At 47.8% G+C, this 14554-nt stretch carries 11 protein-coding genes; all 11 read right to left on the bottom strand.

The features are described 5' to 3' along the window. Positions 1 to 8: 8 nt before the first annotated feature. Positions 9 to 1646: a type 2 periplasmic-binding domain-containing protein gene (locus tag BMW94_RS24810; protein ID WP_091001467.1), complete on the bottom strand. Its 1638-nt coding sequence runs from the start codon at positions 1644 to 1646 to the stop codon at positions 9 to 11. Between the two features lie 128 nt (positions 1647 to 1774). Continuing rightward, complete coding sequence (locus BMW94_RS24805; RefSeq protein ID WP_231952803.1) at positions 1775 to 2683, bottom strand: carbohydrate ABC transporter permease; 909 nt, start codon at positions 2681 to 2683, stop codon at positions 1775 to 1777. A gap of 15 nt (positions 2684 to 2698) precedes the next feature. Continuing rightward, a complete protein-coding gene (locus tag BMW94_RS24800; protein ID WP_090811484.1) occupies positions 2699 to 3679 on the bottom strand; it encodes an ABC transporter permease in 981 nt (326 codons plus the stop codon). A 313-nt stretch (positions 3680 to 3992) separates the two neighbouring features. Continuing rightward, on the bottom strand, positions 3993 to 5405 hold the full coding sequence (locus BMW94_RS24795; RefSeq protein WP_091001466.1) for an alpha-L-fucosidase: 1413 nt from the start codon (positions 5403 to 5405) through the stop codon (positions 3993 to 3995). A gap of 460 nt (positions 5406 to 5865) precedes the next feature. Beyond that, positions 5866 to 6924, bottom strand: a complete 1059-nt coding sequence (locus tag BMW94_RS24790; protein ID WP_063566462.1) for a Gfo/Idh/MocA family protein — start codon at positions 6922 to 6924, stop codon at positions 5866 to 5868. Positions 6925 to 7184: 260 nt separating this feature from the next. Next, entirely contained in the window at positions 7185 to 8051 is an 867-nt protein-coding gene (locus tag BMW94_RS24785) for a sugar phosphate isomerase/epimerase family protein (protein WP_091001465.1), read from the bottom strand. A gap of 142 nt (positions 8052 to 8193) precedes the next feature. Beyond that, positions 8194 to 9582, bottom strand: coding sequence for an alpha-L-fucosidase (locus BMW94_RS24780; RefSeq protein WP_091001503.1), 1389 nt, complete (start codon positions 9580 to 9582; stop codon positions 8194 to 8196). Between the two features lie 170 nt (positions 9583 to 9752). Further along, positions 9753 to 9923 carry a hypothetical protein gene (locus BMW94_RS30675; RefSeq protein ID WP_175480847.1) on the bottom strand — a complete coding sequence of 57 codons (171 nt, stop codon included), beginning with the start codon at positions 9921 to 9923 and terminating at the stop codon, positions 9753 to 9755. Between the two features lie 186 nt (positions 9924 to 10109). Then, positions 10110 to 10298 (bottom strand): hypothetical protein, encoded by a 189-nt coding sequence (locus tag BMW94_RS24775; protein WP_024629467.1) that lies wholly within the window; start codon positions 10296 to 10298, stop codon positions 10110 to 10112. A gap of 101 nt (positions 10299 to 10399) precedes the next feature. Beyond that, entirely contained in the window at positions 10400 to 13186 is a 2787-nt protein-coding gene (locus BMW94_RS24770) for a glycoside hydrolase family 3 C-terminal domain-containing protein (RefSeq protein WP_091001464.1), read from the bottom strand. 224 nt (positions 13187 to 13410) lie between these two features. Continuing rightward, positions 13411 to 14499, bottom strand: coding sequence for a low temperature requirement protein A (locus BMW94_RS24765; RefSeq protein WP_091001463.1), 1089 nt, complete (start codon positions 14497 to 14499; stop codon positions 13411 to 13413). Positions 14500 to 14554 lie beyond the last annotated feature (55 nt).

Raw genomic sequence — 14554 nt, 5'->3', positions numbered from 1 at the left:
ATCAAGCTTTATTGATTCTTCTCAATCGCACGCTGGTAAATCTCAAGGTAATTGCTTAGTCCCAGACCATCAAAACCTTTCACATACGCGTCCCATTCCTTATCAATGCTTTTGCTGCCGATAATGAATTGAGCCATATTGGTCATCACGTAATCCTTGACGGCCGTCGTGAGCTGCGCAGCGGTTTCTGTATCTTCCGGACGGATAAATACGTTCGCAGGATAGACTTCTTTTGGCGCATAAGGTTCATATACATTGGTTGCTTGCGCCAGACGTGTACCGTAACCCTCCGCTTCCAGTGGGTTCTGACCTTCTGCAAACAGATTGCGGAACGTATTGGACAAGTCATGTGCTCCGATCTGTGACCAACTCTCGTTGACTACAACATTTGGGTCACGCTCAGGCAGGTTGTAGTAGCTGTATTTGGCAGGCTCGCCATTGATGTTTTTCTCATCGGCATCCGCCTTCTTCCAGCCTTTACCTTCGGTCGGCCCGTACTCTGCATATAAAGCGCCTTCTTCACTGAACATATAATCTACAATTTTGATCGCAGCGATCTGTTGTGCTTCGGTCGCTTTATTGGTGATGGCGAACTCGAACTCACCTACGCTTTGCGTAGCGCCTGTCGTCTGCACGCCATCCGGCCCTTTCAGCGGAGGCACGATGTCCCAGTGCTGGTGGCGGGTGATATCTTTGTCATACGTGTTCACAAGGTAGCTGACCAGCGCTGTCGTAATGGAGCCGACCACTTCATCGCCTTCCTTGTTACCCAACTGCCCGATTGCCTGATCGTTCTGTGTGAAGGAAGCCGGATCAATCAGGCCTTCTGCATACAACTTGTGCATGTACTCCAGCCCTTTTTTCCACTCTTCCTTATTCGCTGCAAAATCAACCTTTCCATCATTCACAATCAAATATTTATCGTTGTCATTATAGATAAAGCTGTTCATTAAATAGGCATCAATGTTGCCATTCCATACGTACTTGTTGGGTGCACCGGTGAGTGGAATCTCATCGGCTTTGCCGTTGCCATTCGGGTCTTGTTCCTTGAACGCCTTCAGAACCGTGTAGAGTTCTTCTGTCGTGGTAGGCATTTTGAGACCCAAATTGTCCAGCCACTCGGTGTTAATCCAGTATTTCTGAGCGTACGTACAGTGGTAACATTCATTGAAAATCGGCAGAGCGTAGATGTTGCCATCCGGCGCAGTTACCGCTTCTTTGAAGTACGGCTTCTCCTCCATCATCTTGGACAGGTTCGGACCGTACTGCTTGATCAGATCCTGCAGCGGGAGGAACACGCCCTGTTTTCCGTACGTTTGAAGGTCTGAGGTCGTGAACTTGCCATGGAGGAACACTTCGGGATAATCCCCACTCGCCAGTAACAACTGTCTGCGGTCTTGCAGAGCGTCCGTCGGGGCCAGATCCCATTTCAGGGTAACATCGAACTTGTCTTCGATAAATTTGGTGAACTCATTTTCTTCCATGGACGCTTTACCTTGTGGGGCAAAGAAGGTCATCGTTACCGGGCCACCGCTCTCCCCGCTACCGTCGCTCCCTGTACCTGCATCCTCGGATGAACCACATGCGGACAACAAAGCCATCGAAGCAAAGACCAGAAACAACATCGAAATCCAAGATTTTTTCAATCTGACTCCTCCTTTTTGTTGAAAACGGCATAACATTCTGATTACGTACTCGTGTTAAACCTTATCCCGGAAGCCGGAGTGTTCCCCCACCTCCTTTCAAGTGGCGTAACGGACACAGATGACAAACATCATCCTTTGAGCGAGCCAACCATAACCCCTTTAACAAAATGCTTCTGCACAAACGGGTACATGATGAGAATAGGAATACTGGCGACTACGATCAGTGCGTATTTTAGGACCTGCTCGAACCCCTGATCTCTTAGCTGCTGGCTCGTATTGGCCAACATTGCTGGGTCTGCGGCGTTTAGAATTAGTAGATTGCGCAGCACATACTGGAGTGGGAACAGCTTCTCGGAACGAAGATAGATCAGGGCATCAAAGTACGCATTCCAGTGGCCCACCGCATACATCAGGGTCATGACCGCCAGAATCGGCTTTGATAACGGAAGAACTACGCTGATCAAATACCGGATGTCCCGACATCCGTCCATTTCCGCCGCCTCCCCCAGCTCTTCCGGAATGGAAGATTGGAAGAAGGTTCTCGCTACGATAACTTGGAACACTGCGAGCGCCCCTGGCAGCCACATCGCCCAGCGTGTATCCAGCAGATGAAGGTCTTTCATCAAGAGATAGGTTGGAATCAGACCGCCATCAAAGAACATCGTGATCATCATGAAAATAATGATGGCACCCCGTCCGTAAAACGACTTGCGCGATAGCGGATACGCGAGCATGACCGTTAGCGCCACATTGATAAATGTGCCTACAACGGTATAGATGATCGTGTTGTAGAAACCAAGCATGAGCTGCTGGCTTTTGAAAATGGAGATATAGGCCTTGATGTTAAAGTCTACCGGGAACAGCCACACCTGACCGGATGTAACGGCACGCGAGGAGCTGAACGAAGAACTGATGATATACAAGAGCGGGTAAAACACTGTTAGAAGTATGGCGAACAGAAAGATATAGTTGAATGTCATGAAGATACGGTCACCGAGCGGGTCCTTGATCCGGTTACGATTCATCAGGTTGAACATGGATGAGCTCCTCCTTTACCACAAGCTGTTCTGGGATACTTTGCGGGAAATGCCGTTGACGATAACCAGCAGGATCAGGTTGATAACGGAGTTGAACAATCCTACCGCCGAGGAGAAGCTGAAGTTGGCCCCGATCAGACCGACCTTGTACACATACGTGGAGATGACTTCCGAAGCACTCGTGTTGAGCGGATTCTGCATTAGATATATTTTTTCAAAGCCCACGCCCATAATGCTGCCCAAACTCAGAATCAACATGATGACGGTGACCGGTACGAGCGTTGGAAGATCGATATGCCAAATTTTCCGGAGCCTTGAAGCGCCGTCCATCTTCGCTGCCTCATAGAGAGATGGATCAACGCCAGCGAGAGCCGCGATATAAATGATCGATGAATAGCCCATGCCTTGCCAGACACCCGACCACACATAGATGGATTTGAAGTATTCGGGAATGCCCATAAAGTTGGTCATCGGGAAACCCAGGAAGGTAAATAGCTTGTCTACAACACCCACATGCGGTGACAGCATCAGAATGATAATGGATACCATGACGACTGTGGAGATAAAATGCGGAGCGTACGTGACCATCTGGACGGTCTTTTTAAAGTAACCTGTTCGGATCTCATTCAGCGCAAGCGCCAGCAGGATCGGAATGGGAAATCCGGCGAGTAACGAGTAGAAACTGATCCCAATCGTATTTTTGATCAGCAGCCAGAAGTTCGGGGATTCAAAAAAGGCCTCAAAGTGTTTCAGTCCAACCCATGGGCTGCCCCAGATTCCTTTGACGACACTGAAGTCTTTGAAGGCAATCTGTACACCGACCATTGGAATGTACTTGAAGATCAATAGATACAATACGGGAGGAAGCACCAGTAGATAGAGCTCCCAATGCTTTTTGAGGCTTCTGATAAATGGATGCTGTCGCTTAGGTTCTGCGTAATTCCTTCCTTGCTGGAGCTCCACCAGTGCAGGTATGCTTTCCGTAGCTCGACTCATTCGCGTCACTCCTTCTACACCTTAAGTGTAATAATACATTACATTTACATCCCTTAAACATCCTTTTCTTTGACTCATTTTTCTGTATTAGCGTCATCCGTGTAAAGATTAATGTCAGGTAACGCTTTCTTAAATCGATAGTACCTTGAGCGGTGTTCTTTTATCAATTTGCAATTTTCTCCCACCTCTCCTTATTCCCAAAACCCTTGCCGGACAAGGGGAAATCGTCCTTTAGCATAGGTATATCGCAAAAATCACCAACTCAAAAAATCCCGAAGGACTGTAAAAGTCCCCCGGGATTTGAAGTGTAGATTTATTGGTTTGTGAACAATCTGAACGTCAGCGTGATAGGTGCTACTTCTGTAACTGCCGCTTGTGGCAACTCTACAGCAAGTCCATCTTCCGTCCGTTGGAATGACAGCACATCATCTGTGCCGACGAGTTCAATTCGCTCCACCTTTTCCATGTATGGAATGATCACCTGTGATTGTACTGCCTCGTTCTCGCTTCTGTACAGACGGAAAGCATACGATACGTTGAGATCTTCCTTACGTGTAAAGGCCCACTCTCCTGTGAAGTAAGGTCCGCAAATCCGTGTGCCATAGATGCCCTCCCCGTGAGTGCCGATCCATTCTCCGAGGGCTTGAATGCTTCGCACTGCCCCTTTTGGAAGGCGCCCGTCCGGTTGTGGTCCCACATTCAGTGCCAAATTACCGCCCTTGGATACGACCTCAAGCAGAATATGCGCTAACTGTCTTGCTGACTTATACTGATCATCATATCCAAACGCAAAGGAATTGCCCACCGTGATGCAGCTCTCCCAAGGAATATTCATTGGATGCTCAGGGATGGTCTGTTCCGGAGTTACGATATTCTCATACGGTCCACCTACTGTGCGATCTGCTGCGAGGAGCCACGGCTGAGTTGTTTGACGTGCTCGCTCCACCACTTCGCCCAATCGGATATCCTGACCGTGTCGGCCTTCACGTACCCAGCCTGCATCCAGCCACAGACATTCAATTCGTCCGTAGTTGGTCAGCAGTTCCATAATTTGCTCATGCGTGAACTCCACGAATTTCTCCCACAGCCATGGATACGCTTTCGGATCATAGGATGGTCCACGCCACATATGGCTTCCCCGCTCCATGCCAGGTGCCCAGTAATATGGCGTATGCCAGTCCGCTTTGGAGAAGTAAGCCGAGATCCCGAGCCCCTTGGCACGAAAAGCGTCAAAAAGCGCCCGGCAAATGTCCGCATACTTATGGGTATGAAAAGGAGTATCCTTGCCCGTGATGCGATAATCGGTGGTATGTGTATCCCACATGCAGAAACCATCATGATGTTTGGTGGTGAACAGGAAATATTTGAACCCGTTATCAGCGGCCATCTGTGCCCACTCCTCAGGTTGAAAGCGAATCGGATTGAAGGTTTTGTTGAGATCAAAGTATTCCTGCTTGAAATGCTCCATGTCGTCAGTCCAGTCGATATCATTGCGCGACCAATCGCCATCCTCGTCACTTAACGCCCATGACTCCACAAGGCCAAGCTGGGAATAGGGACCCCAATGCATCATCAACCCCAGCTTCTGATCCTTGAACCACTCCAGGCGTTCATTCAGCAACGGATCTTCAGGCTTCACCCATTCCTCTTCTTTGCTAAAGTTATGCACCCCGGCTTCGACCACCTGCTCTTCCTGTTCCAGCACCGTATCTTTGGTTTCGCTCATCCCGTTCATCTCCTTCGGATCAAATGTCACACGTTGAAAAGGTAGCGTTACACAGGTCACTGCGCGGTCAAAACAATCTTCCGATCGCTGTTATCCCCGGATTTTCTTTAATTTCACTTTATAATGGTGGTAATCCGGGGATAAAGGCGAGCGCTTCGCTTCTTCAGATTTGTTTCGCCCTCTCCGTTATCGTGTAAATGTTTCGTTCAACTAAAAAAGACATATTAAGTCCAGTCACTTCGATTGCAGTGCATTCTTCAGATTGGTTCTGCACTCTCCGTTTTTGGCTTAAACGTTTAGTTTCAAATTATAAAGACCTATAAGCCTATTACTTCGATTGCAGGCATTCTTCAGATTGGTTCTAACTCCATTTCGGCGAAATGTTTGGTTCAACAAGTATAGACTTGTTAGACCTCACTACTTTGAGCGGCGTTTCCATTTTCGGATCGCAACACCCTATCTACAGTGAAATCTCTCGTCCTTCTCGTGCGGACTCGTAGATGGCACAGAGGATTTTCATGATTTCAACGCCATCCTCAACGGGGCTTAACGTCTCTTTGCGCCCTTGGGTACTGTCGATAAAATGATTGACTTCATTACGGAAAGAACCTGCGAAATCAAGGGATTTGAAATCCACCTGCGGCGTCATGTTCAAAATGGTATCGAATTTCTCACCGATCAGTGAAATTTCCGGTTCCAGTTCGGCTCCACCTTTATCGCCGTAGAGTCTGACCGAGGTTTCATCCTGCTTTGCGTGCAGTGTGAAGCTTACATCCACCAGCAGGCTGGCCCCGTTCTCGAAACGAATCAACGCATTCGCCATATCCTCTACGGTGTTTTTGTTCGCATCATAGTCCGCTGCCTGGTAGAACGACAGATTACGGATATTGGCACGGTTACCCAATCGATTGGAGACATTCGCGGATACGGTTTTCACCTTCGGTTTGCCCATCAGATACCAGGAGATATCAATAATATGCACGCCAATATCGATCAATGGGCCGCCGCCAGAACGCTCCACATCTGCAAACCATCCGCCCGGATTGCCCAAACGCCGCAGACAGGATGCCTTGGCATAATAGATCTCTCCCAGCTCGCCTTCATCAATGAACTTCTTCAGGATCTGCGCATTGTCGCTATAGCGGCGTACAAAGCCAACTTGAAGCAGCTTTCCACTGCGGTGAACAGCCTTCTCTACCTCTAACGCATCTTCTACCGTCTGACAGAGCGGCTTCTCGCAAAGTACGTTTTTCCCCGCATCCAGAGCTGCAATGCTGATCTCGGCATGTGTATCATTCCAGGTACAGATGCTGACCGAATGGATTTCAGGTAGTGCCAGGAGTTCCTTATAATCGGTGAATACATGGGTAGCGTTATATTTTTTCGCCGCTTCCTGGGCTCGTGCCTCATTCAGGTCGCATATGGCGTATATTTCAACTTCGGGATTACTGTCATACGCTTGTAAATGAAAATCGGAAATGGATCCTGCACCGATCACGGCAATTTTAAGTTTGGACATGGATTTTCCCTCCATAATCTGTTGAATGATGGTCATATCAGTTGAATCAAAACATATGAGAATCGGCTTAACGTAACTACGGTGAATGTTTGGACTTTCGGCCGCTGTTGTCTACAGATTTCTTGTATCAACTGCTCTCAGCAGTTGAAATCCGCAGACAAAGGCGGACGCTACCGATCCTACAGTTCCAAACTTCACCTCTGTTACTTCAGCCTTACATATAAAAATTGATTCCACTTATATAGTAGTACAGTCGCTGCTTATGCTTCCTCCCAGAAGCGGCGGACGTTATCCATCGCGATTCGGGATGCTGTTTTGCAATTTTCCATACCTTCGAATTCGACAGAGATATATCCGTCATAACCGGATTGCTTCAACACACGGAATACTTCAGGCATGTCGATATCTCCGTGACCCACAATCGCTCCGCGCAGGTAATTGCCATGTGCCGTCTGGAACCAGCCCTCTCCGGGATTACGGTAGGAAGGTCTCCGATAGAAATCTTTGGCGTGCACCATGGATGCATAAGGAATATTGTTTTTCACAGCGCTAACCGGGTCTTCATCTACACAAAGGAAATTACCGATATCCAGCGTTGTCTTGAAGTTTTCTCGTGCCGTCTCATGCACCAACCGTCGGACTCGCTCACTGGACTGCACATAGTAACCATGATTCTCCACACTTGTGGTAATGCCGTGACTCGCAGCGTAATCGGCAATTCGCTGACAGGCCTTCACCAGAACAGGCAGGTCCGCTTCAAACTGGGCAACAGCGCCTTCCTGTGCAGGACGAAATGCAACATCATGGCGCATTCTCGTAACGCCAAGTGCGGCAGCGACATCTACATGCTTCATGACAGCAGCAATCTCATTTTCAAGTGCATCCGGGCCTTCTCCTGTAACGAAGTTGGCACCTATTGCGTAATTGGAGATATCAATTCCCACGTCTTGGGCAGCCTCGCGAATCTGGTCAATTAATTCTGGCTGGTCGATCAGGCTGTACCCGATCGGAACAATCTCCACATGTTCTCCGCCCTGCTCGGCGATGTAACGGATGGCGTCGGGTACAGTCAATTCTTTGGCATCCAGTGCCTGTTGCAGACTGTATGTGCTGAGTCCTACTTTCATATCCTCTCATCCTCTCCTGCTGGTGTGTGGCTCTACCTTACATATACCTTTTTCCATAAGATCATACAATTACCAATAATCGTTTGCTACTCTATTTTCCATGGGTTGATTCCAAAATCGGCTTATCTACAAATGTTACTGCTCAATCGCCAGCTTCATGCACCTCTTGTTTGCTCAGATATACCCCCAGCCAGGATAACGTTGGATACCATCTGGATTCATGAATGGTCAGACGAATGGTTCTGGCGGTAAAAGGTTCGAAACTACAGATTCGTTTGTGACCAACAATCGTGCCGCGATACAGCTCCTGCCAAGCACCACTCTCTCCCTTTGCCTCCAGCGTAAAACGTTCAATTCGTTGACCTGAACGGATATGCTCCATGAGAACGACTCGGTCGAACCGCTTTTCCTCCGGCAGCTCCACCTCCAACCAAGCCAGTTCAGTTCCTTCAGATGGGCACCAGAACATACTCGATTCCTCACACAATACCTGGGTAGCGGCATGTTCTTCATCCATGGTGTCCGATGCCTGAATCCTCGCTCCAACAGCCAGACTTTGCCGATATGTACTGCGCAAAAAGTTCCCGAGCTGCTGCAGCCGCTCAACATCCTGTTCGTGAATAAGACCGCGTCGATCTGGTGGAAGGTTCAGTAGAAAATTAGCATTGCCTCCAACCGCTCCGTCATAGATGCCAAGCAGTTCCTCCAGCGACTTGACTTGATCGTCCTCGCTTGCATGATAGAACCACCCCGGACGAATGGACGTATTCACTTCCGCGGGATACCAGATGAGCTTGCCCTCATGCTGCCGGATCACCTCCCGACTCCCCAAATCTGCATCCTGCGTATTAATTCTGCTGGCAAACTCGCCATCATCCACCTGCTGGGATTGCTCCTGGATCTTCTCGTTATCCTGTAAATAAGCAGGTACGACGCTCCATTCTGAAGTCCGGGTATGACCTGCCTCGTTGCCGCACCAGCGAACATCCGGTCCACATACCGAGATTACAGCCTCTGGCTGCAGCTCCCGGATCAGCGCATAATAGGAATCCCAATCGTAGACCTGCCTTTTCCCATTCGGCCCCTCTCCGCAAGCTCCGTCGAACCACACGCAGAAAATTTCACCATATTGGGTTAACAGCTCACGTAACTGATTTTTGAAAAACGTATTGTATCGCTCTGAATCTCCGTAGGATGCTTCATGACGGTCCCAAGGAGACAGATAGATACCGAACTTCAACCCGCCTTCACGGCAGGCATCGGCAACTTCTTTCACCAGATCACCCGCACCATTTCGCCAAGGGCTGGCGGCTACCGTATGTTTCGTGTACTGGCTTGGCCATAAACAAAACCCGTCGTGATGCTTGCATGTGAGAATTAATCCGGTCATACCGGCAGATTTGCACGCCTGAACCCATTGCCGGGCACTCAGATGAGAAGGGTTAAAGATATCGGGATCTTCATTTCCCGTTCCCCACTCCTGATCTGTAAACGTATTCATGGTAAAATGAATAAATGCATAGAACCCCATCTCCTGCCATTTCAGCTGACGTTGTGATGGCACGACCTGTGCTGCTGCCTTCACCCAATCGGTTGTATTTACTGGATTCCTCTCCTCTCATGCCGGTTCTCTGTCCGCTTTCCGTCAAATGCCATAAAGGACCGACAGAGCACAGCATCTCCAGCGGTCCTTCATTATGTTCATCTGTCGTTGAAAGTCAGCTTCCTGAATGCCATTCGATCCCTGTTCCACGAAGACTCTACCAATCTCGGCGGAACGATCCACGAACCCTCCTGCTGTCCCCACATCCTGCTCACCACATCCATTGCCTTTTCATGCTTGCCTGCAAACCATGCCGCCATAATCTTCATGAATGGGTCTCCTTTCGGAAAATGATGGGTTAGCCATTGGAGTAATCACATTTGTTATTTTCGTTATCATAAAAATGTTATTGTTTTATTCATAAACAGTCTAAGACGTTATGAATGAAACGTCAATACACAAAAAAGACACCCCTAAGGGTGCCTCTCTCTTGATTAATATCGAATATTATAAGTTCATTTTCGCTTTGCCTTTGTCATTCGATTAAACATGATCAGTGCAGCAATCAACATGGCAACAATTGCGATATTACTTGCTGCATCATGCGACATGCCGAACAGAACGCCCAGATTGGTAACCAGGCCTCTGACAATCAGCGCAACCGCAATTAGCAGAATGGGGCTCCAAAAATTATACCTTCTCATCCTTCGCAACACTCCTGACCAGATTGTTCAGAAATTCCGGATCTCATAACACAATCATAACAGTCGTCATGTTCAGTTACAACAGATCAGACGATCCTGCGTTACACTTGTTTGAATTCGATCCAGTCGATCTGCAGACCCGGTTTGGTGAAGTCCAGCTTCAATTCGTACAAGCCTGCTTCCAGCTCCACTTTGACAAGTTTCTGTCTGATCCACTTACCTTCAGTACCATTGGTTTGAATGGTTGTCATCAATTGATCATTGAGAATCACATTACATGCACTTTGAGCCAGTTCCGGCTCAGGAGACATGATCTGTACAATAATCCGATATTGGCCTGCATCATCCACTTTCATGTAGACAGGTTCGCCCACAACAGGTTTAACCTGTGCATTATTAGCCAGCACTTGTGCATGCTCTGAGGAAAGTGAAGCATTCGCTTGGAATGAAGCGACATTTTCGACAATCTCATGTTTTCTGGAGAAGACAGGTGCATTCATGATGAACTCACAAATGTTCATGGCCGAGCGCTGAAGCTCGCCACGTGTCAACGTCCCATTTTCCAGAGATTCGATCGTGTTGTCATCCCAGCCGTTGATTTCTGCACCATAGTTAGGTACAACCATGTACAGGTCGTTTTGAGCGCGAACCATCCAGTTGGTGTTTTTCCGATCTGCTGGTCCACCTTCAACGCCATCGTTCATAATAGCCCACCAGTCGGTCATCACGATACCTTGGAAGCCCCACTCTCCACGAAGAATGGTCGTGTTCAGATCATAGTTCGAAGCTGCCCAATGTCCATTAATCGGATTGTAGGAAGTCATGATCGAGTTCGCACCGCCTTCTTTCACGGCAATCTCGAACCCTTTCAGATAGATTTCACGCAAGGCACGTTCAGATACAACAGCATCCACTTTACTGCGATGTTTCTCCTGATTGTTGCAGGCGAAATGCTTCAGCGTAGCATTAGAGCCACCCTTCATGATTCCTTTTGTACATGCAGCAGCAAATACACCGGAAATCAGCGGATCTTCCGAGAAATACTCAAAGTTACGTCCGTTCATCGGACTCCGGCGAATATTCAATCCAGGCCCGAGCAGTGCATCCACCTGGTTTCTAAGCAATTCCTGGCCTTCCATCACATACAGCTCTTCGACGAGTTCTGCATTCCATGTTGCCGCCAGCAAAGTTCCAATAGAAACTTGTGTAGCCTTCTCCCCGCTATCCATACGAATACCGGATGGGCCATCTGCAGTACATGCAACAGGGATTCCGTAATTGAACAGACTGTCACTCACGCCGCCAAATGCGGAAGCTGTACCCGATGTAACGAGTGGGCTGCTCATGCCTTCGCCTCTTACGATCGCTGCCAGATCCTGATCACTCAATTGAGCGATAAATGCTTCCAGGCTGACTTTGCCATCCTTCACATCTCTCAGCTTGTAACCTTGATTGCCGGTTTGCTCCAGCGTTTGCGGCAAGCTTTGTTCAATTCGTTCAGCCATGGATACTTGGCGTGTCGGTACATCTGCAAAGATCAGCTCGTAAGAACCATCATCTTTGCGCGCTCCCGGCTTCATTCTCGTGAAGCTTTCAGTCGGTGCCATTGCCTCCTGGAGCTGTTCCACGAGTTGAATCGTTTCTACGACGTAGCCATCTTGGCCATCAATGCTGACATGCTCCACATTTTTGACACTGGTTCCCACGTACAAACGATATGTTCCTGGCTCAAGTACATATGCCGATGCATGTCCTGTTACGCCAGCATCATCATAGGAAGCCATGGAATCGACAGGGAAGCTCACGGTCAGGCGCTGAGACTCACCCGGCTGAAGCAGATTCGTTTTGCCGAATGCCACCAGGGCTTTTGCAGGTTTCCCTAATTGACCTTGTGGGGCTTCATAATAGATCTGCACTACTTCTTTACCGGCATAGGTTGTGCCTGTATTGGTTACGGTTACATTCACCTTAATGATATTTTCTCCGTCTTGGGAGATCCATTTTGCGTCCTCTGCCTTGGTTGTGAATGTGGTATAGGACAAGCCGTATCCAAATTCAAATTGTACTTTTTCAGGTCGAAACGTTTCGAAAAAACGGTAGCCAACGTAGATATCTTCTTGATAAAGGTTCTTGAACTCATTCCCGTAATTGCTTGTCGAAGGATAATCTTCAATGGAATACGCAATCGTATCGGTCAATTTACCACTTGGTGTAACGTCTCCGGCCAGTACATCGGCGATCGCATTACCCCCCTCCATACCGCCATGCCACGAGTAAATGACACTTTGGATCGGATGAACGTAACTTTCATCATTCAACCAGCTCATGTCCATGATGTTCGATACATTCAACACGACGATTGTTTGTTCAAAATGGTTCGTGACCTGCTTCAGCATCGCTTTCTCATCTTCCGTCAACCGGTAGCTGCCTGGTGCATCCACATTATCCTGATCTTCGCCTGCTGTACGTCCAATCACCACGATTGCTTTGCTGGATTTACTTCTGGCTTGGGATACCACTTCATCCGTTAAAGGCATTTCTTTCTGATTCCAAGGCTCTGCCGCCCATACTTTTCCACCGTCATCAAACGGGTTTTCCTCAATCCATTTTTCATAGACAGCTGCTAATTCTTCATTGACCGTAAGTCCCTTTTTGCTGCGCAGACCATCCAGCAAATTGGTTGTGTACGCCACATGAACGCTGCCGCCAGAGCCTGTACCACTGCGATAATAGTTGACTTGAATCCGTCCAAATAATGAAATGTTTTCGTCTTTTCGAATCGGAAGAGCCTGTCCTTCGTTCTTCAAAAGCACTGCGCCTTCAGCAGCAACCGTGCGGCTAAACTCTGCAAACCCTTCCAATGGAACTCCGATTTGATGTGTGCTCAATGATTTCCCTCCTGATTGTCATCTCCATACCCACGAATCACTATGTATATTCGTTATTCTGGTAGATTCACTTGTATCTAGTCTCATATTAACAGATTCTATAGTAGAAAATAAATCAGGTTAAACGTTTTTTCATATAGTCGACATGATATTTACAATTATCCAACTTCAAAAGCCACGAACGTCATTCGTCCGTGACTTTTTATTCTTGTGTGACCTATGCATTAGGTCGTTAATTTGGCGTAGACAAGGAAGAACACCATGTTCTCTCCCACGATTGCATAATTAGGCACCCGATAGATCAGATCCACAACGATAAACGCGGCCATGATCCCCAGCATAAACACCAAGTGACGCGGACGTAACCGCAGATGAGCATGCCTGTATCGGTGGAACACCAGCGAGGTGGACAGAAAATACAGCAGAACTGAACCAAATACAAAGGCCAACATGAAACCATAATGGAGTTCATCCAGGTATAACAGTTGAATGGAAGCGGCAATCATGCTCATGGATATATAGATGAACAGATGGCCGTATATGATCGCTTGCCCGGCTGTCTGGATCTCTTTGCTTACCTTTTTCTCAACATTATCAAAATACTGCCACCACATCGCAATCACGAATATGGATGTAAACGCCGCGAACAGAACAGATCGTACATCCCAGTGATCCATTTGCAGCACAGCAATGATACTGACAACCGACTCACCAAGCAGGATAAGCGTAAACAGAGCGAAACGTTCCAATAAATGATGCGTGTGTATCGGCACCTTCACCAGATTTTTGCGTCCGATGAGCGGGAGAATGATATCCACGGCAATTCCCACGTACAAAATGGCATAGCGCAGCCACGAATCAAAGAACAGGGAACCTGTTGAGATCAATATGCCGATGATGAAGCATACACCCAGATAACGAGCGGCTTTTTGTTGATGTTCGCTTTTGGAATTATGAATCATCAAATATTGAATGGCTGTAAGTGTCCTGGAACCGATATAACCTGCAAAGAAGGGAAGATAGTATTGATCAAAATCAACCGAGAGGCTCGCCGTCATCACCAGAACGGACAGGAGTTGAAGGATAAGAAAGACTCGATGGATGAAGATATCCTGACCATAACGGTTAATAAATAGGGTCTGACCGACCCATGCCCACCAGACAGGAATGAAAATCAAAACAAATTTCATCAGATATTCAAACGAGATCACGCCGTGTTCGGCATGCAGCAGGACATGCCCCGCTTTGGAGACTGCCGCTACAAAGAGCAAATCATAAAACAGCTCCAGCCAGGTAACCTTTTTTTCCATCATCCTTCAATGCTCCTTTAGTTGAACTCATATCAAAAAGATTACTTATTCTTGCCTC

The sequence above is a fragment of the Paenibacillus sp. OK003 genome (genome assembly GCF_900109515.1).
Classification (GTDB): Bacteria; Bacillota; Bacilli; order Paenibacillales; family Paenibacillaceae; genus Paenibacillus; species Paenibacillus marchantiae.
Note: the sequence above shows the minus strand (reverse complement) of the source record. Positions and strands in the feature narration are given on the sequence as shown.